Here is a 24,930-nt window from a genome sequence, read left to right on the forward strand (position 1 = left end):
GTGGTGTTACTTCAGCGGTGTCAGCGGGGGCAGCTTCCACTGGCCGTTACCCACCTCGGGCTTAGGCAGGTAGATGCGCAAGATCGCATAGAACGGGCCGGGCGGTGCCGGCAACCAATTGCTCTGTTCCGCCTTCGGCGGCTCGTGGTGTTGCAACGCCAGGGTCAGCCCACCGTCGGCGTCGCGCTTGAGAGCCGGTAGCATCCGCGAGTTGATCAGGTAACGCTTCTTGTGGTTGGGCACCAGCAGTTTGGTCTTGCTGTCATACATCGTCAGCGACCAGAACGCATCGGCCGGTGGCAACTGATCTTTGGCGAAGTGCACGGTATAGCTGTGGCGCGCACCATTGGCTGGCTTGCCTTCGCTGTCGAGAAGGTAGGTCAGGTAAGCGGCTTCATCGCTGGAGTTGCCGAACATGCCCATTTCGGCACCGGCGTAACGGTACAGGTAGTTGTTTTGCAGGCGGTCGCGACTGCCGTACAAGTCACCGTGGGCCACCTGGTGGGTGTCGACCTTGTCCTTCTTGAGCGCGGCAAATTCGGCGCGGCCATCGGCAATACCTTCCTCCAAGGCCTTGCGCTGTTCGGCGGTCAACTGGTTGACCTTGAAAGGCGCGCCCGGGGCGACACCGATCTTGGCGAAGCGTGCCAGCAGGTCTTTTTCGCTGTCCTGGGGCGCAGCGAAGGCCAGCATGAAGTTCAGGTAGCGAAACAATTGCGGGCCTTCAGTCATAGTCGCCGTTGGCTTGGGCCATTCGATCTTCGGCACTTTGGGCGGGGCAGGCTGCTTCACATAACTGCTCAGCGGCTGGACTTTGTAGCCGCTCTGGATCTGTTTGACCTTGCCCAGGTCCTTGTCATCAAACAGCTGCGTGCGGTACAGGGCATAGGCGATATTGCTTTCGCTGTAGACCACGCGGTCGATGTCCACCGGTTGCTGACCTTTCCAGTCAGGCCCGGCGACCATGTAGTGGCCGCCGTTGTTACCGGTGCTGCGGGTGCCCAGGTAGGCAAAGTTCTGGGTATAGAGGTCGATCAACTGCACCGAGTAGTAGCGGTTGTCTTCGATCTTGGGCAGGGTCAGTACCAGAGGCTCTTTGCGCAGGTCCATCCACACGAACGAATAGGGGGTGTCGGAGTTCGGACTCGCGAACGCCGCGTCCTTGGGAGTGAACGCCTGGGCGTAGTTGCCAATATGGTTGAACGGTGCCTTGAAGTTGGCACCGCCCTTATCAACGGCCTGGGTGTAGAGCGTCTTGTACATCTGCACCACCGGGAACCCGTACAGGTACGCTTCCTTGGCGATGGCACGTGCTTCACTGGGGCTGGCGGTGAAGTCGGCCCAGGCGCCGGTACTGATGACTATCGAGAGGCTCGCCAACAGCAGGCGCGTCGGTTTTCCAATCATGTTGTAGCGTCCTTCCAGAGTGCTTTTAAGGGGGCGTGGGGGCAAGGCGCTGAGTTTCCAGTTTTATTGGCCGCACGTCACGTTAATCCCTGCGACGCTTTTCAGCCTCGTCGGGTGCTTACTCACAGAAGGTCGGGGGTTGTAAGGGAGAAATCAGGCCCCGGGCAGCATGGATTTGACCTTGTCACGCAATTGATCAATCGAAAACGGCTTGGCAATGACCTGCATCCCGGCCGGGACGTCGATGTTCTCGGCATAGCCACTGGCAAACAGGATGGGCAGGGCAGGCCGCAATGCACGGACCTTGTTCGCCAGTGCCTTGCCGTCCATGTCCGGAAGGCCGACATCGGTCATCATCAGGTCGATCACCTGCTCGGTGTTTTCTACGGCTGCGAGCGCCTCTGCAGCGTCAGCCGCCTCAACCACCTTGAACTCCAATTCTTCCAGTACATCGACGATCAGCATGCGCACGATGGCGTCGTCTTCGACTACGAGGATGGTGGAGGCGGCTGCGGACATGGCGGGTATTCCTGAAAAGTGAGAGCGTAGGGCTTAAAGGCAACTTGATTGTGAGTGACGGCAATGCCAGCAAGTTCCGAAGCAATTGATGGCATTGTGAACGCTGGGCGGGCGAATGTCCCGCCAGCTAGCTGTTATGGCGTCCTTTTTGCCCGTCGCAGATGTTTCTTGCCCTCGTCGCCCGCAGAAAAATAGCGTTCAGGCGCCACTTTGGGGCAAACTCCCGGTTTTTCCGTACTTGGCCAAGGCATGCCCATGACTCCCGCGTCGTCCGTCGATGAAAAGAGCTTCCGTACCCTGTTGAGCCGAAACGTGGCCCTACCCTTGGGTGTGGGCGTGCTCAGCGCGGTGTTTTTCGTCTGCCTGATTACCTATTTGCTCTCGGTGATCCAGTGGGTCGAACACACCGACCGGGTTATCAATAACCTCAATGAGTCGTCCAAGCTGACGGTGGACCTGGAAACCGGCATGCGGGGTTTCCTGATCACCGGCGACGAGCATTTCCTCGACCCCTATGAAGTGGCCAAGCCGCGGATCATTGCCGATCTGCGCAATCTGCAGGACCTGGTGGCGGACAATCCCCAGCAGGTCGACCGCCTCAAGCGTCTGGAAGCCTTGCAGGTCGAATGGAACAACTACGCCCAGTCGATGATTGATATGCAGCGCCAGAACGGCGACTACCGCAATGCGGTCAAGGCGGGCCGTGGCAAGCGCCTGACGGACGAAATTCGCAAGGAGTACGACGATGCGGTGGCGATGGAGCAGCAATTCCGTATCACCCGTAACGAAGAAGTCACTCGCACGACGGTGATCAGCGTCACCCTGTACCTGGTATTCGTACTGGGGTTGAGCGGCTTTCTTGCGTACATCGGCAGGAAAAATTTACTTTCTCTTTCAGAAAGTTACAGCGCAAATCTCGCGTCCCAACAGAAGATAGCGCGACGCCTCGAACGCCAAGCCTGGCTACGCAATGGGCAGACCGAGCTGGCCGAACAAGTCCTCGGCCAACTGACCCTGAATATGCTTGGGCGCAATATCCTGCAGTTTTTCGCCCAGTACATGGGCTCGGCCGTGGCGGCGCTGTATGTGCGCGAAGAACATGGTGGTCTCAAGCGCGTGGCTACTTATGGCTTCTCCCGCGAGCAGGAACGACAGGAGCAGTCGATCTACAGCGACGAAGGCATCGTTGGCCAAGCCGCCCAACAGGATCGCCTGATTCGCCTGGACGATGTGCCGGTGGATTACTTCAAGGTCAGCTCCGGCTTGGGCGAAGGCGCTACCCGCAGCGTGCTGGTGATGCCCACCAGCGACGACGACCGCGTCAATGGCGTGGTCGAGCTGGGCTTCCTGCGAGCGCTGGATGAGCGTGATGTCGAACTGTTGGAACTGATCGCCAGCAATATCGGCACCTCCATCGAAGCTGCCCGTTATCGCCAGCGTTTGCAGGAAGTGCTGGCCGAGACCCAGCAGCTCAATGAAGAGCTGCAAGTGCAGCAAGAAGAACTCAAGACCGCCAACGAAGAGTTGGAAGAACAGTCGCGTATCCTCAAGGAGTCCCAGGCCCACCTGGAAACCCAGCAGGCCGAGCTTGAACAGACCAACGAGCAACTGGCCGAACAGACCCAGACCCTGGCCGAGCAACGCGACGCCATGGACCGCAAGAACGTCGAACTGAACCAGGCCCAGCTCGAGCTGGAAGACCGCGCCGATGAGCTGCAGCGTTCCAGCAAATACAAGTCCGAATTCCTCGCCAACATGTCCCACGAGCTACGTACGCCCCTGAACAGCTCGCTGATCCTGGCCAAGCTGCTGGCGGAAAACCCCCAGGAAAACCTCAGCGCCGAACAGGTCAAGTTTGCCGAGTCGATCTACTCGGCCGGCAATGACTTGCTTAACCTGATCAACGACATCCTGGACATTTCCAAGGTCGAGGCCGGCAAACTGGAAGTGCGCCCGGAGAACTCCAGCGTGGTGCGGCTGGTGGACGGCCTGCGCGGCATGTTCGAACCGCTGGCGGCGGATCGCAAGCTGGGCTTCCAGGTGGATGTGCAGGAGGGCTCACCGACCCTGCTGTTTACCGATCGCCAGCGCCTGGAGCAGATCCTCAAGAACCTGTTGTCCAACGCGATCAAGTTCACCGAACAGGGCGAGGTCAGCCTGACGGTGTCCCGTGCGCCAGGGGAGGGCATTGCCTTTACCGTGCGCGACTCCGGCATCGGCATTGCCCCGGACCAGCAGGAAAGTATCTTCGAAGCCTTCCGCCAGGCTGATGGCACCACCAATCGCCGTTACGGCGGCACCGGCCTGGGCCTGTCGATCTCCCGCGACCTGGCCACCTTGCTGGGCGGCTACATCAGCGTGACCAGCGAGCCGGGCAAGGGCAGCATCTTTACCCTGGTATTGCCTGAGCAATACGTGGAGCGTGAAGAAGACGCGGCACCTGTGGAGCAACCGCGTCAAGCGGTGGTCGTGCCGCCCCCCATGCCAGTTCGCGTTTCGCCCCTGCCGGTGGCCGACACCCAGCAGATTCCACGGTTTGCCGATGACCGCGAAAAAGCCCCGTTCAGCACCCGGTGCATCCTGGTGGTGGAGGACGAGCCGAACTTTGCGCGTATCCTGTTCGACCTGGCCCATGAGCTGGGTTACCACTGCCTGGTTGCCCATGGTGCCGACGAAGGCTACAGCCTCGCTGAGGAATACATCCCCGACGCGATCCTGCTGGACATGCGCCTGCCGGACCATTCCGGGTTGACGGTGCTGCAGCGTCTCAAGGAACACGCCAACACCCGCCACATTCCCGTGCATGTGATTTCCGTGGAAGATCGCGTCGAAGCCGCCATGCACATGGGCGCTATCGGCTATGCGGTCAAGCCCACCACCCGCGAAGAGCTCAAGGACGTGTTCGCGCGCCTGGAAGCCAAGCTGACCCAGAAGGTCAAGCGCGTACTGCTGGTGGAAGACGATGACCTGCAACGCGATAGCATTGCCCGCCTGATCGGCGACGATGACATCGAGATCACTGCCGTCGGCTTCGCTCAGGAGGCTCTCGACCTGCTGCGAACTAACGTCTACGACTGCATGATCATCGACCTCAAGCTGCCGGACATGCTCGGCAACGAGCTGCTCAAGCGCATGGCCACCGAGGACATTTGCTCATTCCCGCCAGTGATCGTCTACACCGGGCGCAACCTGACCCGCGATGAAGAAGCCGAACTGCGCAAGTATTCGCGCTCGATCATCATCAAGGGCGCTCGCTCCCCTGAGCGCTTGCTGGACGAGGTCACACTCTTTCTGCACAAAGTCGAATCCCAGCTGTCCCATGACCGCCAGAAGATGCTCAAGACTGCCCGCAGTCGCGACAAGGTCTTCGAAGGGCGCAAGATCCTGCTGGTGGACGACGACGTACGCAATATCTTCGCCCTGACCAGCGCCCTGGAGCACAAGGGCGCGGTGGTCGTGATCGGGCGTAACGGTCGCGAGGCCATCGACAAACTCAATGAAGTCGAGGATATCGACTTGGTACTGATGGACGTGATGATGCCGGAAATGGACGGTTACGAGGCCACCGCCTTGATCCGCCAGGACCCGCGCTGGAAAAAACTGCCAATCATTGCAGTGACGGCCAAGGCCATGAAGGATGATCAGGAAAGGTGCCTGGCAGCGGGTTCCAATGACTACCTGGCCAAACCGATTGACCTGGACCGTCTGTTCTCACTGATTCGCGTATGGCTACCGAAAATGGAACGCATTTAAGTGGAACAGTGTTTTTTGGACAAAAACAGCGAGATTGAGCTGCGCCTGTTGATCGAGGCGATTTACCTCAAGTACAGCTATGACTTTCGCGACTACTCCGGCGCGTCAGTCAAGCGCCGGGTGGCCCATGCCTTGCGCCAGTTCGACTGCGCGACCATTTCTGCATTGCAGGAGCGAGTACTGCACGACCCGGCGGCGTTCATGCAGTTGCTGCAATTTCTGACCATCCCGGTGAGCGAAATGTTTCGCGACCCGTCGCACTTCCTGGCAATCCGTCGGGAAGTGGTGCCGCTGCTCAAGACCTACCCGTCGATCAAGATCTGGATCGCCGGTTGCAGTACGGGGGAGGAGGTGTACTCCATGGCCATCCTGTTGCGAGAAGAAGGCTTGCTGGAACGCACTATCATCTATGCCACGGACATCAACCCGGCATCGCTGGACAAAGCCAAGCAGGGCATCTTCTCCCTGGAGAACGTACGCGCCTATACCGCCAATTATCAGCAAGCCGGCGGGCACCGTTCATTTGCCGACTACTACACAGCGGCTTACGATTACGCGATCTTCGACAAGACCCTGCGCGAGAACGTGACCTTTGCCGATCACAGCCTGGCCACCGACAGTGTTTTCTCCGAAACTCAATTAATTTCATGCCGCAACGTATTGATTTACTTCAATAAAAAGTTGCAGGATCGAGCATTTGGACTGTTTCATGAGTCGTTGTGTCATCGCGGCTTCCTGGTGCTGGGCAGTAAGGAAACCCTGGATTTTTCCGCCTACAGCAAGCAATTCGAACCCTTGGTCAAACAGGAACGGATCTACCGAAAATCATGAGTGACGCGCCAGACACCCGGATTCACGGGATTGAAGCCATCGTTGTCGGCGCTTCCGCCGGCGGCGTCGAGGCGCTGCTGACGATTTTTGGCCAACTTCCAGACACCTTCGCCTTGCCGATCATTGCCGTGCTGCACCTGCCGGATGAACGCCACAGCCAACTTGCGGAGGTCTTTGCGCGGCGCCTGAGCATTCCGGTCAAGGAAGCCCGGGACAAAGAGGCGGTGGAGGCGGGCACCTTGTACTTTGCCAGCCCCGGTTATCACCTGTCGGTGGAGCATGACCGCAGCCTGTCCCTGAGCCAGGAAGACCGCGTGCACCACTCAAGGCCCGCCATCGACTATCTGTTTGCCTCAGCTGCCGACGTGTATGGGCGCCGGCTGCTGGCAATCCTGTTGACCGGCGCCAACCACGACGGCGCGAGCGGCCTGGCCCACGTCAAGCAATCGGGCGGTACCACCGTCGTCCAGGACCCACAGGAGGCGCGCATTGCCGTGATGCCCCTGGCCGCCCTGGCCTTACACACGCCTGACCATATTCTTTCCTTGGGCCGTATCGGCTCATTGCTGGCTTCCCTGGAACCCTCCCCATGTTAAGTACTGTCCAGGCCAAACTGCTGATCGTCGACGATCTGCCGGAAAACCTGCTGGCTCTCGAAGCGCTGATCAAGCGCGAGGATCGCCAGGTGTTCAAGGCATTGAGTGCCGACGAGGCGTTGTCCCTGTTGCTGGAACACGAATTCGCCATGGCGATCCTCGACGTGCAGATGCCCGGCATGAACGGTTTCGAGCTGGCCGAACTGATGCGCGGCACCGAAAAGACCAAGAACATCCCGATCGTGTTCGTCAGCGCCGCCGGCCGCGAACTCAATTACGCCTTCAAGGGCTATGAAAGCGGCGCCGTGGATTTCCTGCACAAGCCGCTGGATATCCACGCGGTCAAGAGCAAGGTCAATGTGTTCGTCGACCTGTATCGCCAGAGCAAGGCCATGAAGCTGCAAGTGGAGGAGCTGGAGCGCAGCCGCCGCGAGCAGGAGCTGTTGCTGGCGCGCCTGCAGGCCACGCAGGCTGAGTTGGAGCAAGCTGTGCGCATGCGTGACGACTTCATGTCGATTGTCGCCCACGAAGTGCGCACGCCCCTTAACGGGCTGATCCTGGAGACCCAGCTGCGCAAGATGCACCTGGCCCGGGACAACGCCGCGGCGTTTACCCTGGACAAGATGCACGCCATGGTCGACCGCGATGAACGCCAGATCCAGAGCCTGATCCGCCTCATCGAGGATATGCTCGACGTGTCGCGCATTCGCACCGGCAAGCTGTCGATCCGCCCGGCACGCTGTGACTTGAGCCAACTTGTGCGCAACCTGGTGCAGAACTTCGCACCCCAGGTGGCGGCCGCCGAGTCCTCCATGCAGTTGCAAGCTGACGGCACGGTGGAAGGCCATTGGGATGAGTTCCGCATCGAGCAGGTGATCACCAACCTGTTGACCAACGCCCTGCGCTACGGGGCCAAGAGCCCGGTGGAAGTGCGGGTGTATAGTGAGCATGGCGAAGCGCGGGTAGAGGTGCGTGACCATGGCATCGGTATCAGCGAAGAGAACCAGAAGCGCATTTTCCAGCAGTTCGAGCGGGTCTCCGCCAACCACGTGGCAGCGGGCCTGGGCCTGGGTTTGTTTATTTCCGAGCAGATCGTCGCGGCCCATGGCGGCACCATCGAGGTCGAGAGCCAGATAGGCGAGGGCGCGTTGTTTCGCGTGTGCCTGCCCCTTGAGGCGAGCGAGTGAAATCAATCGTCACCTCGACGCAACCTCTGCGTGACCCCATGGTCGTAACAGCAGCAATTGACCGGACAAAGGCTTCCCATGAGTGAAGATGCGCAAGATGTCGTACTGATCGTCGAGGACGACGAATCCATTATGTTTGTGCTGGGTGAGTACCTGGCAGGCTTGGGCTACCGGGTCTTGAAGGCGGTCGATGGGGAGCAGGCCTTCGAAATCCTCGCGACCAAGCCGCACCTGGACCTGATGGTCACCGACTATCGCCTGCCGGGTGGCATTTCCGGGGTACAGATTGCCGAGCCGGCTATCAAGCTGCGCCCGGAATTGAAAGTGATCTTTATCAGCGGCTACCCGCAGGAAATCCGCGACTGCAACAGCCCGATCACGCGCAATGCACCGATACTGGCCAAGCCGTTCGATCTGGATACGTTGCAGGAGCATATCCAGCGCTTGCTGGCGTGACTTGCTGAAAACCATAAACGCCCAGTGCACAGCCAGCCTGGCTGCCAAGGTTCTTCCGGTACACCGTGAAGAACCTTTTTCGGTGGTTTCTTCAATCAGGAAGATGACACAAAATCCTCTAGAGGTAGGCCGTAGGGCTGTTTGCTGACAGGGTCAAGCGCATACCATTTGCCATTCTTTTGCGTTGCCGCGACATCCTCGATGCCGCCATGCATATTACTGGCTTTGCCTATCGTGGCATGTTCGACGTCCCTGAAAGTCTTGACCACATCATACTTGTAAGCAGTCCTGGGCAGCTTCATGTCGCTCCCGCCACCAAAGACACCTGCCTGACTCAAGCCCTCTTGCACACCGGCCAACGCGAATCCCTTGAGGTCCACGGGGTTGAGCGCGCCGATGGCGAAACGCGCGAGTTTCTTCGCGCCTTGGCTGAGTCCTCTACTGGCAGCCACACCGGCCGTCACCGCCTTGGCGCCCTTGACCGCCGACCCGACGCCGGAGAGGATAAAACCCAGGGCATCAAACGCCAGGTCAATGGCGCCGTCGCGGGTGTTGCCCGCCGCGAAGTTGTTGATGGCATTGTAGAAAGGAATCAGACCCAGCAGGAAATTACCGGCTTTTTTCCAGAAGGCGACTTCAGTATTGAACGTGGTTTGGCCGCGAAGCTCGCCCTCGAACTGCCGGATGTCGATATCTTGTACCAACGTGTCAGCAATATATTGCGACCGCTCGCTGAAATAGCTCTTGGGTACGCCTACGGATGCATGGGGCGAAGTCGCTTCTAGCAGGTCTTTTCGGTATTGGCCGGAAGGCCTCACAGCCTCGTAGATAACACCTGAGGTTATGCCTGGCGCGAGGCTGGTAGGCAGCGAAATAGGACGCGTCCAATCAGAACGCTTGCGGATCATGTTATCTGATAAGTCAATTTCATAAGCATGGGTCTTGCCTTCAAACTCGCTCTGCACGGTCAGCAGCGTAGGGCTGCTTTTACTCGACGAGATGCCACTAGCGCCCCTATGGGCAGACCGCTCCACTGCGAGCGTGATCTTTCCATTCTCAATGATGTCCCGATCTTCCAAGGGCAGTTTTGAAATCAGGTATTTGGTCTGAGCCTTCGCTGCCGCCTCGAAGTCATTGAAATACTCTTTTATGTCCGCTTCAAAAGACTCACGGACATAGGCCAATGAAACAGGGTCAATATTGACGTTACTCAAGTCGATCTTGTTATCACGGGAGGTATAGCTGTCTTTACCCACACGCCTGCCGTCTTTCCATGGAGTGAGGAAAACATCGAGTATCGAGTAGGGGCCTGGGAACTCGAGAATTCCGGACTCGTTGGCATCCAACGTTTTTTGGGTAAGTTGTTCTCGCGACAAATGTGGGTTTTGCCGCTGCAGTACGGTCAGTGCCCGCTCATGAAGGTCAGGCATGGGCGTCGCAAAAACCTTGGAAGCCGCACTCAATTCGCTGATTTGTTTGCTGAAGGCGGTACGCAAGCCCTCCATCTGTGTAGCTGTGTACTCATCTTGCCGATTCGCTACCAATACGCCGTTGCTGATGCCCCAGTCCTTCAAGGCGTCGCTTTGGGCCTGTTGTTCAACCAGCTTATCCGCCAGGGTAATAGGCACCAGATCTCCACGCATCATGACTTCTGCATAAGTCATGTTGCTGGTCGATCCTGGAGCCTGGGCTTCGATGCGCGCCACCGCAGTGGTGAAACTGACCCATGCGTGAGAGCCAAAGGTCACGGACTCAGGTATATCCCTGACCAGCAATGCCGGTGCCTTGCGGGACAACAGTATAAACATTGCGAGGTCAACGGTTTCGGGGGTGGCTATCTTCTTGCCGATCAAGTAGTTCGCCAGGGCATTGCGCACATAGGATGCGCTTCTGCCCGCTAGCTCTATGTCCGCCAAGTCGAACCCCGCGATCTGGGTCCTGGTCGAGAAGGCTGGGTCGGTGAAGACACTTGGCCTATCCAGCGAGACGTATAGCGCTGCCAGTACCCAATCACTGATAGCGTCGGGGGAGGCGAGCTCGCCAATTTCGCGTTCCGCTGCGCGGCCCAGGTTTTGAGCATTGGCTGATTTGAGAATGTCATCGATGACGCGACGAGGATCGTCCTTGAAGGCCTTTGGGTCCCACTGGTAGCCACGGGTCAAATGTTCAAGCAAGGTGGAGTCTGGAGTCTTTTTCAGGACGTTGCTGATCACACCGTCGAGCTTGCGTTGATTCTGGTTGCTCAACTGCGTGGGCCACGAAAGTGCACCACCCAGGTTGCCATGAGCTGGTGCTACCAGGGGCGGGCTTAGCAGTGCTTTTTGAAAGGTCTTCAATTCTTCATAACTCGTTGGAAGCAACCAGCCCATATCGCCGATGAACTGACGTAGCGTGACAGGAACATCTGCTTTCAAGTGTTTGCTGCGAAAGTAGGAAGAGTTGGGGGCTATTTCAATCGTGGTATCGAGAAAGGCCTGTACCTTGGGGCGGGAGAATTGCTCAATGACCTGTTTATTGTTTCTGTGTGGGTTACGCAGTTCATCTTTAGCATCGTTGATAATGTCGGCGCGTAGGGTGGGCAGTGCGTTGGCGATGGCCGCACTTAAAGCCGTTCGATTGTTCAAGTCGCTTAGGCGTGATGCTGGGTCAATAAAAGCGGACGCCTCCCGAGGGGGCTCGAAGACAGCGCCTTGTAGTAACTGATCGGCAAATGCTGAGAGTGCGGCCATCTGCGGCGGCAGCACGTAACCGCCGATGAATGGCAGCGCATGGCCGTGAAAATGGGCAATGTCGTGCAGATCCGCCTTGTTTTCTGCGAAGACCGTGAAAGGGAGGGCTGAAGGCGACAGTGCATTAATAACGGCCTTAAGCAAATAAAAACCAGCGAAGTCAGTAAGGTCAACATACTGTATACGGCCATCGGCAAGCTGTACCGAGAGTTGATTCTTGTCAGGAAAGATTTGAACATCTTTTGACAGATCCACTCCCTTCTCTATGGACCACTTCGTCATCGCAGGACTAACGAGGATACTGCGAAGCTGGGTTCGCAACTGCCCAAAAGTAGACGTCGCAGGGATGTCTTCAAGTATTAATTCATGATAGCTCGTCGGATTCTTCAGGGTGTTGATGAACAGGTTGAATAACGTTTTGTCTCCCCTGGCTTGAGGGGATTCCTGGGTGGGTTCCGAAGTATCTGCAACCGGAGTGTCGTTGGCGGGCAGTGGCGCTGGTTTTCCCTCTTCGAGTGCTGGTGAATAACGGTCCTGTATAGGCAAGTGAGAAATAACGGTCATCGGAATATTCCTTGTCGACGCTGTTTGAGAGTTTTTTCATACGTTGTGCGTCAAGGTATGTGGAAAAAAACTCACATCGATTCCATGCTTTATTCTTGAATCCGTGACTTTCTATTGCGAGGTGGTATCGGCTTATAGCAGGTGTTGCAGGGTTCTTCATGGTTGGCCATGAAGAACCTTTCTAGCCTGGCAAGATTCTTCGAGCCCCCAGGTACTTCAATTGGAAGGGCTGAAATCCTTCAGAGGGAGTCCATAGGGTTGTTTGCTGACGGGATCCAGGGCATACCACTTGCCATTCTTCTGGGTTGCTGCGACGTCCTCCGTCGCGCCTTGCATGGTGGCTGTGCCTATTGTGGCGTTATCAACGCCCCTGAACGTGTTGACCAAGTCATATTTGAAAATAGGCCTGGAAGCCCTGTCGCCTTGGCGGGCATGCCTATCCAGTGCTTCCAGGCCTGATTGCACGCCGGCCAGCCCCAGTCCCACTGGATCTGCGGGGTTGAGGGCCCCTATGGCGCCACGCGCCAGTTTTTTTGCGCCATACGCGAACGCTTGGCCGGCAGTCGCTCCGGCCTGCAGCCCGGAGCCGATAGCCTTTGCAGCGCCCCCCACGCCTGATAGAAGAAAGCCAAAGACATCAAATGACAAATCAACAAGACCCTCACGCCACTTGCCGTCAATAAAGTTATTGATGGCGTTATAGCCTGGAATGAGCCCTCGTGCGAAGTACTCGGCTTTTGCCCAAAAAGGAACTTCTGTATCGAACGTCGTTTTCCCTCGCAGCTTTTCTTCTGTATCACGAATATCCACGCTTTTTACCATGGCGTCGGCGATATACCGGGTTTTCTCGCTGAAATAGCTGTTGGGCGTATCATTGACAGTGTTAAGGGAGGAGCCCTGAAGTGCAGTTTCGTCATGATCGCCGTCAGGAACAAGGGGTTCGAGGAACGTCGAGCTGACACCTGCGTTAAAGTCGTCAGGAAGAGGGGCGATCTCCCTATCGTTCAAGTCGTCACGTTTGCTGATGGTGTTAGATGCTATGTTTATTTCATAGGTATGGGTGCTTTCATTACCCTCCCGGTCCTTGAACTCGCTGCGCACTACTAGGGTTCCGGGCGTTGATTTCTTATCGGATGCACCAGAATTATTTGTACTAACTGACATTTCTCTGGCAACCGAGACTTTGCCATGCTCAATGATCTCGCGGTCTTCGATCGGCAGTGTCGAAATCAAGTATTTGGTTTGCGCCTGCACAGCCGCTTCAAAGCGATTGAAATATAACTCAACACCATTTTCAAATCGGGACTTGATATCAGCTCTTGAGCCGGATTTAACTGTTATTGCATTGAGATCTATGCTTTTGCTTCGAGAGGTGTACTTGGAAAAATCGATGTCATTAAGGTAGTCGCGTGTATTGAGAAATATATCCAGCAGTGAGTAGGGGCCTAGGGACTCTAAAATGCCGGATTCTTTAGGGTCTAAGACCTTTTCTTTGATTTGCTCTTCTGATAAATGTGGGTTTTGACTTTTTATTTCAGCGACTGCCCATTTGTGAAGGTCAGGGCTTTCCATCGCAAACGTATTGGAAGCATTACTCAACTCAAACACTTGCTTGCTGAACTCAAAGCGTATTTCGTTCATTTTAGTGTCTGGGTATTTATCTTCCGCGTTGCCTCCGAGCAAGCCGTTGTTGCGGCCCCAATCTTTGAGTGCGTCAGTTTGGGCCAGTGATTCCACCAGTTTGTCTGCCCGTGTGACGGGAGCCAGCTCATGTCGCAGCATGATCTGCGCATAAGTCATTGAGCTGGTCGAACCCGGAGATTGCGCCTCAATACGAGCCACAGCCGTCGTAAAAGTCACCCATGCGTGGGAACCCTTGACCAAGCTCTCAGGTATATCCTTCACCAAGAGTTCCGGGGCTTTGCGTGACAACAGTACAAACACCGCAAGGTCGACCGTTCGCGGCGTCGCTTTGCCAGTCTGGATCAAGTAATCAGCCAACGCTGCGCGTATGTAGGAAGCGCTTCGCCCAGCAACGCTATTCAAATCGAATCCAGCGATATTGGTTCTGGTAGAGAGCGACGGGCTGGTGAATACGTTCTGCTTCTCCAGGGAGACATGGAGCGCTGCCAGAACCCAGTCGTTGATAGGTTCCGACGAAGCGATTTCACCGATTTCCTGCTCGGCAGCGCGACCTAGGGTTTGAGCGTTGCTTGACTTGAGGATGTCGTCAATGACGCGACGCGGGTCATTCTTGACAGCGTTCTCATCCAATTCGATATCACGGGTCAGATACTCGAGTAAATCGCCCTCTGGCTCTGTTTTCAAGACATCATCAACGACGCGACTGAGTTGGCGTTGGTCCTGATTGCTCAATAGCGTAGGCCACGACAGGGCCCCACCCATATTACCGTGTGCCGGCTTTTCCAGCGGCGGACTTGCCAGAGACTTTGCAATGGCCTCTAACTCTGAAGGCTCCGTTGGAACCAACAAGCCATGGGCCTCTATATACTCGCGAAGGGTCACCGCCACGCCAGGCTTCAGCCCGTGGTTCAGGGCGTAGGAGGAGGCAGGGTCTATATCGATGGGCGTATCCAGAGCAGTCTGCATCCGCTGGCGCTTGGACTGCTTGGACACCTCCAAATATTCGTCTTCGGTAAGGTTCGACTGTTCACTTGCGCTAGCGAGATCTTCCATTATGCCTTTGGATGCCTCAGCTGCCAGCTTGGGTACTACCGCGATCACGGTCGTTTGGTTGTTCTGGTCACCGAGTTGTGCGGTATAACGGTCCAGATCCATCTTGGAAGGGAGATTGGAACTGTCTGCGCCAAGGGTACCTTTGCGGTCCCACCCGGCGATGTAATCGGTGATGGACGCCTCTTGCTCTGAGGGTGAGAGGGAGGGATCAAAAGGCAGGGAGTGGCCATAAAATTGGCCGATGTCCGAGATCCTTGCCGTGGTGGCTGTGTCTGACCGTACGGAGGTGCCAGAACCTGCAAGAGCCGTAACGACGCTCTTAAGCAAAGGCCAACCAACAAATTCACGCAGGTCAACGGTTCCAAAACCGAACGAGCCCGGGACGTATAGGGTTCCATTTATATCGATGATGTTACGAGCTGACAGACTGACGCCTTTCTCGGCTGCCCAACTTTTCATTTGCGGGCTATCGAGGATTTCATGAAGAAGTGTCCTCCACTGTCCGAAAGCAGATGCCGGCGGGATATCCTTGACGGTCCTCTGTCCAGGTTTCTCATCAGACCCCGGCGGTTGATTCAACGCTTGCGCATACAACCTGGCCAGGCTTCGTTCACCCTTGTCCTGGGGTGTTTCAACGTCGTGCCTGGAAACCTCTGTATCGATAAGCGTCAGTGGCGTGGGGGAGGAACCTGCATTAATCCGCGCAGGCGTAGACAGTTCAGGCAGACGTGAATTAGGAATAATAGTCATCAGAAATGGTCCAGATCGATGTAGTTTGGGTTCTTTACAAAAGTTGTTCGCAACCCTATGTGGAAAGAAACCTACATCGATTCCATCTGCTGCTTGTTAAACCATTACAGCCTATTACGAGTTCTGACTGCTCTACACCTGGATCATCTCCCGCACCTTGGCCGTCAATAAATCAAAGGTGAACGGCTTGGTGATCAACTGCATCCCGGGGTCCAGGAAGCCCCCGCGCACCGCCGCATGTTCGGCATAACCGGTGATGAACAACACCTTGAGAGCCGGGCGAATCTGCCGACCAATTTCTGCCAATTGCCGCCCGTTCATGCCGGGCAAGCCGACATCGCTGATCATTAGATCAATGCGTTGCCCGGACTCAATGATCGGCACCGCCGTATCCGCGTCGCACGCCTCGACAAATCCATAGCCCAACTCTTTGAGTACGGCGCTGACCAATACCCGGACAGCGGGATCGTCTTCGACGATCAGTACGGTTTCCCCCGCACTGGCAAACGGCAACAATGTCGGGTTGATCGGCTCCTGTGTCTGCATCTCGCCAATGAAACGCGGCAGAAACAAACTTACCGTGGTGCCTTTGCCGAGTTGGCTGTGAATCGTCACATGGCCGTGGGATTGGCGGGCGAAGCCGTAGATCATCGACAGTCCCAGCCCCGTGCCCTGGCCGATGGGCTTGGTGGTAAAAAACGGGTCGAACACACGGTTCATCAGATGTTCGGGAATCCCGCAGCCTGTATCGCTGACGCTCAGTTCAACGTAATCGCCGGGCTGCAAGGTGCCGTAGGCCGCAGTGAATACGCTGTCCAGATGCCGGTTACAGGTTTCGACGATCAACTTGCCGCCGTTGGGCATCGCATCTCGGGCATTGATGACCAAGTTGAGCAGTGCACTTTCCAGTTGATTGGGGTCGGCTTCGGCAGTCCACAGCGTGCTCGCCAGGCGCATGTCCAGTGCGATGCTTTCGTTGATGCTGCGTTGCAGCAACTCGCCCATGGAGGACACCAATTGGTTGATTTCCACGGGTTTGGAATCCAATGACTGGCGCCTGGAGAAAGCCAGCAGGCGGTGGGTGAGGGCGGCAGCGCGGTTTGCCGAGGTGACGCCCAGGTCGATCAGGCTGTCCAGATCATCCAGCTTGCCGCGGGACACGCGCCTGCGGAGCAACTCCAGGCTGCCGATGATCCCTGTAAGCATATTGTTGAAGTCATGGGCGATGCCGCCGGTCAACTGGCCGACGGCTTCCATTTTCTGTGACTGGCGCAAGGCTTCTTCGTTTTGCCGCAATTGCGCCGTACGTTCTTCGACTTGCTGTTCAAGGGTTTCCAGGATGCGTTGCAGGCGCAGTTCGCTTTCGCTCAGGTCGATCAATCGGTCGCGTGCTTCGTATTGGCGCCGCCGACCGCGCAGGGCAGTGCTGACCAGGCTGATCAGCGTGACCGGGTGGAAGGGGCGCTCCAGGAACGTTACGTTACCCAGCAAGCCACTCAAGTGCGATGTGCCGTTCTGCTCGTTGCCGCCGTGATGGGTCATCAGCACGATAGGCAGGTCGGACCACGCCGGCTGCTGGTGCAAATGATTGAGCAGCGGCTCAAGATCCACGCCGCGCAACGCCTCGGCCGCAATGATCAGCATGCCGGCGCCTTGCTCCATGGCTTCGCACAGCGCGCTTAGGTTGCTGACCACCATGCCGCTGTAGCCTGCCTCATTGAGCATCATCAGCGCCAGCGAACCGTCGCGGCCCATGGGTGCCAGGACGATGGCACGTTCTGAGACCGGAGAAAGAGCCGGCACTAGCCCTCATCCTTCAGCAGTGGGGAACCGGCGCCCATATAAATCGGAATGCCGCGCAGTACACCCTGGAAATTATCCAGCGGTTCGCCAACCGTCATGCCGCGGCTGCCGATACGGTATTCGCGAATGGTCGACTCGTGTGAGCCGGTCCTTTTCTTGATGATTGAAATGGCCCGGCGGACTTTGCCCAGGGCTTCAAAATAGCGCAGCAGAATCACGGTATCGGCCAGGTAGGTAATGTCGACGGGGGTTTGCATATCGCCAACCAATCCATGTTGGGCCACGGTCATGAAGGTCGCGGCACCGCGGCGATTGAGGTACAGCAGCAGCTCGTGCATGTGCAGGATCAGCGCGTTCTCTTCCGGCATGGCAGCCTGGTAGCCGTTGATACTGTCGATGACCACGGTCTTGATGCCGCCTTCATCCACGCAGCGACGTACGCGGTGCGAGAATTCGCCGGGGGACAACTCAGCGGCGTCGACCTGTTCGATCAGCAGGTTGCCGGTGCCTTGCAACGCAGCGAGGTCGATGCCCATGTTTTTCATGCGCTCGAACAGCAGGCCCAGTTCTTCATCGAAGATAAACAATGCGGCTTTCTCGCCACGAGCCACCGCGGCGGCGGCGAAGATCATCGAGATCAGCGACTTGCCGGTGCCGGCCGGGCCAAGGATCAGGCTGCTGGAGCCAGTCTCGATACCGCCGCCGAGCAGCGAATCCAGTTCCGGGATGCCACAGGTCAATGTCTGGCGGTTGTAGCCGCCACGATGCTCAGCTGCCACCAGGCGCGGGAACACGTGGATGCCGTCGCCCATGATGGTGAAATCGTGAAAACCGCCACGGTATTTCTGGCCGCGGTATTTCACCACCCTCACACGGCGGCGCTCGGCACCGTAGTTGGGGGTCAGTTCCTCAAGGCGGATCACCCCGTGGGCAACGCTGTGCACGGTTTTATCCAGGGATTCGGTGGTCAGGTCATCCAACAGTAATACAGTCGCGTCATAGCGCACGAAGTAATGCTTGATGGCCAGGATCTGCCGGCGGTAGCGCAGGGAGCTTTGCGCCAGCAGGCGGATTTCCGAGAGACTGTCGACCACCACGCGGGTCGGCTTGACCCGTTCTACCACTTCAAAAATCTGGCGGGTGGCCTCACCCAGTTCAAGGTCGGAGGAATACAGCAGACTTTGCTGGTGCTCGGCGTTGAGCAGGCTCTCCGGTGGGGTCAATTCGAAAATAAAGATATTGTCATCCAGGTCCCAGCCATGGGACTTGGCACCCTGGCGCAATTCGCGCTCAGTCTCCGACAGGGTGATATACAAGCAGCGTTCACCGTTTTGCGCGCCGGCCTGCAGGAAGTGCAACGCCACGGTGGTTTTACCGGTGCCGGGTTCGCCTTCCAGGAGGAACAGATGGCTGCGCGATAGCCCCCCGGCAAGAATGTCATCAAGACCTTCGATGCCGGTGGCCGCCTTTTCACTGAACAGCTCTTTGGATGTAGACAAGAAGTGCCCTCGGGTCACGTACAAGTAGAGGGGCGCGCCGAGAGGGACGCGCCATATTTACTTGACCGTAGTGGCCAGTGGCGGTTCAACGTTTCGTAAAAATTGCAGAAGGCCCCGGTACGGCACGAGCAAGCTGGCGCCTACAGACCTTGTTGCAGCGCCGGGTCGTCCGGGTTCTGCTGCTCCAGTTGCGCGAGCAGTACCTGGACGTTCTGCAGTTGCCCGGTTTCTTTCCAGTAGTTGACCAGCAGCACGCGGGCCTTGCGGTTGGCCGGATGACGCTGGACGATTTCTTCCAGTTGACGCTGGGCTGCCTCGACTTCGTCTTGGGCATGCAGGGTGGTGGCCAGGTCGTAGCGGTAATCCTGGTTGTCCGGCTCAAGCTCCACCGCCTTGGACAGGCCGAGCAGCGCATACGGGCGCTCGCCATGGTGCAGCAGCCACATGCCCAAGGCATGCTGCAGGTAGGCCGACTCCGGGTGCGCCGCCAATTGCCGCGCCAACAGTTGGCGCGACTCGTCGCTCTTGCCTTGCTTGTCCAGCAGTTCGATCTGCGACACGACCGCCTGCAAGTTATCCGGCTGCAAACGCATCGCCTGCTCCAGGGCGTTTTGTGCCTGCGGCAACAGGGCGCTGTGGATGTACAGGCGTGCCAGTTGAATCCAGCCTTCGGCGGTCTCGGGCTGGGCCTTGAGGGTTTTCACGAACTCGTCGAGCACCTGCTGCAGGGGGCCGAAATACAAGCCCAGGGTATCCGGCGACAGGCCGAGCAAGGCATTGGCGGCGGCAAAGCGCACTGGCTGTTCGGGATCATCCAGGACCGGGCCGAGCAGCAAGGTGCGCTGGCCGCTGGGTACCAGGCCGACGATGCTGTGAATCGCGGCTTCGCGCACCACTGGCGATTCATTGGCCAAGTCTTTATCCGCCAGCTTAAGTGCTTGAGGGCTGGGGTAATTGGGCAACTCGGCATGCAAGGCGGCGCGGCGTTCAGGCGACAGGTCCGGGCGCCCCAGCTGTTGATACAGCACCCGCGCCGCGCCCGGCTCACCGTTGTGTGCCTGCTTCAATGCCTTGGAGTAACCATGGGCAATGGCCGGTGTCACGGCGACAGGTGCGGTGCGGGAAAAAAACCAGCTGACCAGTACGATCAGCAACAGGGCACACAGGCCGATGATGGAATAACGGCGTGACTTTGACATGCGGGTGTCCGAAAGCTCGAGCAGCAAAGCCCCAAGCTTCGGTCAGTGCAAGGCAGGTGTCAAACCGGCGTCAGGTCAGCACGTAATCCAGCGGCTCAAGGGCAGGAGGTAGTTCGTCTACGCCAAGGGCCGCGAGGATCTCGCGCTCCAGGGTACGCAGGATGGCATCGCACGGCAGGTCGTTTTCGTCGAAGCCGAACGGGTCCTCCAATTCGTCGCCGATCGCATCCAGGCCAAAGAAGGTGTAGCTGACGATAGCGGTGAACACCGGCGTCAACCATCCCAGCGGCTCGGCCATGGCGAATGGCAGCAGGATGCAGAACAGGTAGATGGTACGGTGCAGCAGCAGGGTGTAGGGGAAGGGCAGCGGTGTGGTCTTGACGCGCTCGCACGACGCCTGCACCTGGCTCAGGCTGACCAGCCGGGCCTCCAGTTGGGTGTAGCGCCACTCACTGATCACACCCTGGCAGGCCAGTGCGGAAAACCGCGCACCGAGTGTTTGCAGCACGCTGTCAGGCAGGTTGGGGTGGCTTGCTTGCACCGCTATCCAGGGTGTTATCGCGCGGGTTTCATCTTCACGGCGCAGATGAGCGATCAAGCCGTGGGCAAAACCGCACAGGCCGCGCAACAAGCCGTTACGCTCGACGGTGTCGCCCAGCACCTGGGTTTCGCGGATCAGCGAACGCACCTCAATGATCATTTGCCCAAGCTGTTTGCGGCCCTCCCACCAGCGGTCGTAGCAGGCATTGTTGCGAAAACTCATGAAGATCGACAACGACAAACCCAGCAAGGTGAACGGCGTGGCGTTGACCTTGGAAAAGTACGCCGGGTGCAGGGTTTCCACCAGCACGATCACTGAGGCGAGCAGCGTGACCATCAGGCTGCGCCAGGCAATGCGCTTGGCAATCGAGCCCTTGAGAGAAAACAGGATACCCAGGAGGTTGGGCTTTGGACGAACGATCATGGCAGGCTTCTGTGGTGGTGCAGGCCGTCAGGTTAGAAGCTGGCAGGCAGAGCGTCCAATCACTTGGGTCGACCGCCTGATCATTGGTATCGATCAGGGGGAGGGCAGGCGTGGCGTGCCCCTGAATTTGCGACGAGGGAACTTGATTTCGTGGCGGTCTGATTGACTGCACTCGGTAAAAATGTGGGAGGGGGCTTGCCCCAATGGCTATAGGTATCTACACAATTTCTGGTATGGCGCTGTACCTGTGGGAGGGGGCTTGCTCCCGATGGCGGCCTCAGGGCCGACCAGGATGTTGGATCAGACCGAGTACATATCCATTCCTGCGGTAACGGCGGCTATTGGTTCCGCCCTGACGGCGGGTCACTTTTGAAAAGAGCCCAAAAGTAACCAAAAGGCTCTTGCCCCACCACTCGGCACCTCGCCCAGGCTCGGTGTACCCGTAATCCGACATGGATTTGGGGGGCCGCCGCCACGCGCCATCCATGGCGCGGGGCGGCTAAACCGGCATCCCTGCCGGTTTACCCCCCAAATCCCTGTCGAATTCCGGCCAGCGTGGTTTAACGGGGCGCCTAAGATCAAAAGCAGATCAAGATCAAGAGCGGCTCGCTGCGCATCGTGGTTACTGACGGTCGCTACGTCAGATTTGTGTAGATACCCATGCCCCTCCCATATTTGGTTCGCGGCGCACCATGCGAATACTCGGTGGCCGTCAGGCCTTGGCCGCCATCGCCGTCACTTCGACACGCATGCCTTCCACAGCCAGCGCAGCAACGCCCACCGCAGCGCGTACCGGCCATGGTTTGGCGAAAAAGCGCTTGTAGACTTCGTTGAACGCCGCACGGTCGGCCATGTCGGTGAGGTAGATGGTCAGGTGCATGACCCGGTCCATGGAGCTGCCGGCTTTTTCTAGCGCGACTTTCAAGGCTTGCAGGGTGCACTCGCTTTGCAGAGTGACATCGCCCAGTTCCAGGCTGCCGTCGGCGCGGGTTGGCACTTGGGTGGAAACCAGGATGCCGTTGAAGCCGATAACATCGGAAGAAATGGAATCGGCATCCGGGTCGGGGGTGTAGGACAGGTCGTGGTTGGCCATGGGCACCTCTTGTTGGCAGGGACAGAAAGGCGCCATGGTCCGCGAAATTCACCTCAGGGGCAAACCCCAGCTCACGTCCAACGCCTGAACAGCACGCTGGCGTTTACGCCGCCAAAGCCGAAGCCATTGGACAGCGCATATTCAATCGGCATGGGCCGCGCCGCAACGCGCACCATGTCCAGGCCGTCGGCGAGAGCGTCCGGGTTGTCCAGGTTGAGCGTCATTGGCGCGATCTGGTCACGCAGGGCCAGCACGGTGAACACGGCTTCGATACCTCCAGCCGCGCCGAGCAAGTGGCCGGTGGCGGATTTGGTCGAGCTGATGGCCGGCCCGCTGCCGGTACCGAAGACTGTCTTGATCGCTGCCAGTTCGCCTTTGTCACCTACCGGCGTGGAGGTCGCGTGGGCGTTCAAGTACTGCACCTGCGACGCGTCGATGCCTGCCTGGCGCAGCGCCTGGGTCATCGCCCGACGCGCGCCATCTCCATCCTCCGGCCCGGCCGTCATGTGGTATGCGTCTGCACTGGTGCCATACCCCACCAGCTCGGCAATCGGCTGCGCACCGCGGGCCAGGGCATGTTCCAGTTCCTCGATGACCAGAATGCCGGCGCCTTCGCCCATCACGAAACCATCGCGTGCCTGGTCGAACGGCCGTGAAGCACGCTCCGGCGCGTCATTGAACGCGCTGGACAACGCTCGTGCCGCGGCAAAGCCGGCAAGGCTGACCCGATGAATTGCCGCTTCGGCACCGCCGCAGACTGCGACATCGATTTCCCCGGCGCGGATCATGCGCGCTGCGTCACCGATGGCCTGGACGCCGGCCGCACACGCGGTCACCGGCGCGCCCAGGGGGCCTTTCAGGCCGTAGTTGATCGACACGTGCCCGGCGGCCATGTTGCTCAAAAACGACGGGATGGTGAACGGCGACAAACGACGCGGGCCTTTGCTATCGGTGGTGCGCACCGCGTCGGCTATCGCCGGGAAACCACCGACACCGGAAGCGATGATGGTTGCGGTGCGCTCCTGCTCCTCGGGCGTTTTCGGTGCCCAATCGGCTTGCATCAAGGCTTCATCCGCCGCCGCCAGGGCGAACAGGATAAAACGATCCATCTTGCGCTGTTCCTTGGCGGCCAACAGTCGATCTGGGTCAAATCCGGCTTCGGGGTCTTGCTCCATGTTTTGCACCTGGCCGCCGATACTGATCGCCAAATCACCGATCAATGCTTGCGGCAAACGACGGATACCCGACTGTCCGTCCAGCAAGCGTTGCCAAGTGGATTCCACGCTCGACCCCAGTGGCGTCAGCGCGCCCATGCCCGTCACGACGATACGTTTACTCATGATCAATCGACTCCTGTTGCTTGAGGGATACCTAGCGTATGGACGTCACTATCATCATGAAAGTAACATGGCGCCACACAAGTGTGAACTTGCACCCAGGACTTCTTATGCAGCGCAAATCCCTCATCAGTGACGAATGCCCAATCGCCCGCAGCCTTGAGCGGGTAGGGGAGTGGTGGAGCATCTTGATCATGCGTGACGCGTTGCACGGTTTGCGGCGTTTCGATGAGTTCTCGCGCAGCCTGGGTATCGCGCCCAACATGCTGACGCGCCGCCTCAATGGCTTGGTCGAGGCGGGGATGCTGGAGCGCCGCGCCTACAACGAGCGGCCGCCACGCTACGAATATGTGCCGACGGCCAAGGGTGAGGACTTCCGTATGGTGCTGATGTCATTGGTGGCGTGGGGCAACCGGCATTACGCCGAAGAGGGCGCCAGTGTGGAGGTGGTGGAACGCGATACGGGCCGTCCGGTGCAGCCGATGATGGCAACGGCTGAAGGTGCGGTAGTGCCACTGGACCAGTGCCTTGTACAGGCCGGTCCGGCCGCCAGCGCAGGCATGCGCAAGCGGCTGGCCCCTGAGTGATTCAGGCAGTACGCGACAGTAATTACTCTTTAACGTCCATGAACTCTTCTGCCCACGCCACATAGCTTTCGGGCAAGGTGTAGGTGTGGGTCAGTTCCGTTGCACTGAGGTTCGAAGTGCTGTGGGTCAGCTGGCGCTGCGCACGCAGGCTGTCGTAGGTGGCCTTGATAGCGGCGAAGTAGGCGCCATGCCCGGCCACCACGATACGTACGCCCAGGCTGGCCAAGCGCTCGCTGTCGTGCAGTTGTGGGTTGCCATAGGTCACCAGCATCAGCGGCACGGTGAGGTTTTCTGCGATCTGCTCCAGGTGCTCGAAGTCTTTGACCCCGACCATGCAAATGCCATCGGCACCGGCCTTTTCATAGGCCTTGGTGCGTGCAATCACGTCTGGAGTGGGCAGCACACCCGCGTTGGTGCGGGCAATAATCGACAGCTCAGGGTCGACCCGCGCTTCAAGGGCGGCCTTGACCTTGCCGATGCCTTCCTCGACCGAAATCAGATCCGTGGATTTGCGCCCGAATTGCGCAGGCAGCAGGGTGTCTTCAATGGTCAGCGCCGCGACGCCGGCACGTTCCAGCTCTTCGACGGTGCGCATCACATTCAGGGCGTTGCCATAGCCATGATCGGCGTCGGCAATGAACGGCAACTGGGCAACACGGCCAATGCGGGTGGCCTGCTCAACGAACTCACTCAGGGTAATCAACGCAAAATCGGGGGCCGCCAGTACCTGCAGGGAAGCGACTGAGCCGCCCAGGATCCCGACTTCAAAACCCAGGTCAGCCGCGATGCGAGCAGACATGGGGTCGAATACGGAAGCGGTTTCAACGCAGATGGGCGTTGCAAGCAGGTCACGGAAGTTGCGGCGTAGCGCTGAGTGAGAAATCTTGGGCATGTTCTTTCCTGGCTTTGGTCATCGTCAAGTGACGATCAATGTCTATTCGTGGTGGCGTGAGATTACC

17 protein-coding genes are annotated in these 24,930 nt (G+C 58.1%); 6 read left to right on the forward strand and 11 right to left on the reverse strand.

Going from position 1 to position 24,930, the window contains the following annotated elements:
* Positions 1-6: 6 nt before the first annotated feature.
* On the reverse strand, positions 7-1,407 hold the full coding sequence (locus BLU48_RS10360) for a DUF1254 domain-containing protein (protein ID WP_057022264.1): 1,401 nt from the start codon (positions 1,405-1,407) through the stop codon (positions 7-9).
* Between the two features lie 153 nt (positions 1,408-1,560).
* The gene (locus BLU48_RS10365; protein WP_057022265.1) at positions 1,561-1,926 is read right to left on the reverse strand and encodes a response regulator; all 366 of its coding nucleotides are present in this window, start codon (positions 1,924-1,926) and stop codon (positions 1,561-1,563) included.
* Positions 1,927-2,181: 255 nt separating this feature from the next.
* Here BLU48_RS10365 and BLU48_RS10370 point away from each other — a divergent pair, with 255 nt between their 5' ends.
* From BLU48_RS10370 to BLU48_RS10390, 5 genes are all read left to right on the forward strand, one after another.
* Complete coding sequence (locus BLU48_RS10370; protein WP_057022266.1) at positions 2,182-5,679, forward strand: response regulator; 3,498 nt, start codon at positions 2,182-2,184, stop codon at positions 5,677-5,679.
* Positions 5,680-5,694: 15 nt separating this feature from the next.
* Positions 5,695-6,510 (forward strand): CheR family methyltransferase, encoded by an 816-nt coding sequence (locus tag BLU48_RS10375; RefSeq protein WP_057022677.1) that lies wholly within the window; start codon positions 5,695-5,697, stop codon positions 6,508-6,510.
* Positions 6,507-7,106, forward strand: coding sequence for a chemotaxis protein CheB (locus tag BLU48_RS10380; protein WP_057022267.1), 600 nt, complete (start codon positions 6,507-6,509; stop codon positions 7,104-7,106). The genes BLU48_RS10375 and BLU48_RS10380 overlap by 4 nt, the downstream gene beginning before the upstream one ends.
* Positions 7,100-8,293, forward strand: coding sequence for a hybrid sensor histidine kinase/response regulator (locus BLU48_RS10385; RefSeq protein WP_057022268.1), 1,194 nt, complete (start codon positions 7,100-7,102; stop codon positions 8,291-8,293). The genes BLU48_RS10380 and BLU48_RS10385 overlap by 7 nt, the downstream gene beginning before the upstream one ends.
* Before the next feature lie 78 nt (positions 8,294-8,371).
* Positions 8,372-8,749 (forward strand): response regulator, encoded by a 378-nt coding sequence (locus BLU48_RS10390; RefSeq protein WP_057022269.1) that lies wholly within the window; start codon positions 8,372-8,374, stop codon positions 8,747-8,749.
* 95 nt (positions 8,750-8,844) lie between these two features.
* Here the strand turns inward: BLU48_RS10390 and BLU48_RS10395 are convergent, their stop codons facing one another.
* From BLU48_RS10395 to fabF, 8 genes are all read right to left on the reverse strand, one after another.
* Positions 8,845-12,042 carry a hypothetical protein gene (locus tag BLU48_RS10395; protein ID WP_057022270.1) on the reverse strand — a complete coding sequence of 1,066 codons (3,198 nt, stop codon included), beginning with the start codon at positions 12,040-12,042 and terminating at the stop codon, positions 8,845-8,847.
* Positions 12,043-12,258: 216 nt separating this feature from the next.
* A complete protein-coding gene (locus BLU48_RS10400; protein ID WP_057022271.1) occupies positions 12,259-15,489 on the reverse strand; it encodes a hypothetical protein in 3,231 nt (1,076 codons plus the stop codon).
* A 132-nt stretch (positions 15,490-15,621) separates the two neighbouring features.
* Entirely contained in the window at positions 15,622-17,292 is a 1,671-nt protein-coding gene (locus BLU48_RS10405) for an ATP-binding protein (RefSeq protein ID WP_057022272.1), read from the reverse strand.
* Positions 17,292-18,791: an ATPase domain-containing protein gene (locus tag BLU48_RS10410; RefSeq protein ID WP_043049926.1), complete on the reverse strand. Its 1,500-nt coding sequence runs from the start codon at positions 18,789-18,791 to the stop codon at positions 17,292-17,294. The genes BLU48_RS10405 and BLU48_RS10410 overlap by 1 nt, the downstream gene beginning before the upstream one ends.
* 140 nt (positions 18,792-18,931) lie before the next feature.
* Positions 18,932-19,990, reverse strand: coding sequence for a tetratricopeptide repeat protein (locus BLU48_RS10415; RefSeq protein ID WP_057022273.1), 1,059 nt, complete (start codon positions 19,988-19,990; stop codon positions 18,932-18,934).
* Positions 19,991-20,060: 70 nt separating this feature from the next.
* A complete protein-coding gene (locus BLU48_RS10420; RefSeq protein WP_057022274.1) occupies positions 20,061-20,954 on the reverse strand; it encodes a bestrophin family protein in 894 nt (297 codons plus the stop codon).
* Between the two features lie 712 nt (positions 20,955-21,666).
* Complete coding sequence (locus BLU48_RS10430) at positions 21,667-22,047, reverse strand: RidA family protein (protein ID WP_057022275.1); 381 nt, start codon at positions 22,045-22,047, stop codon at positions 21,667-21,669.
* 71 nt (positions 22,048-22,118) lie between these two features.
* Positions 22,119-23,387: a beta-ketoacyl-ACP synthase II gene (gene fabF, locus BLU48_RS10435; RefSeq protein ID WP_057022276.1), complete on the reverse strand. Its 1,269-nt coding sequence runs from the start codon at positions 23,385-23,387 to the stop codon at positions 22,119-22,121.
* Between the two features lie 107 nt (positions 23,388-23,494).
* Between fabF and BLU48_RS10440 the strand changes: the two genes are divergently transcribed.
* Positions 23,495-23,971, forward strand: coding sequence for a winged helix-turn-helix transcriptional regulator (locus BLU48_RS10440; RefSeq protein WP_057022277.1), 477 nt, complete (start codon positions 23,495-23,497; stop codon positions 23,969-23,971).
* 22 nt (positions 23,972-23,993) lie between these two features.
* Here BLU48_RS10440 and BLU48_RS10445 read toward each other — a convergent pair whose 3' ends face one another.
* Positions 23,994-24,863 (reverse strand): isocitrate lyase/PEP mutase family protein, encoded by an 870-nt coding sequence (locus tag BLU48_RS10445; protein ID WP_057022278.1) that lies wholly within the window; start codon positions 24,861-24,863, stop codon positions 23,994-23,996.
* Between the last annotated feature and the right edge of the window lie 67 nt (positions 24,864-24,930).

The organism is Pseudomonas synxantha (assembly GCF_900105675.1).
Taxonomy (GTDB): domain Bacteria; phylum Pseudomonadota; class Gammaproteobacteria; order Pseudomonadales; family Pseudomonadaceae; genus Aquipseudomonas; species Aquipseudomonas synxantha.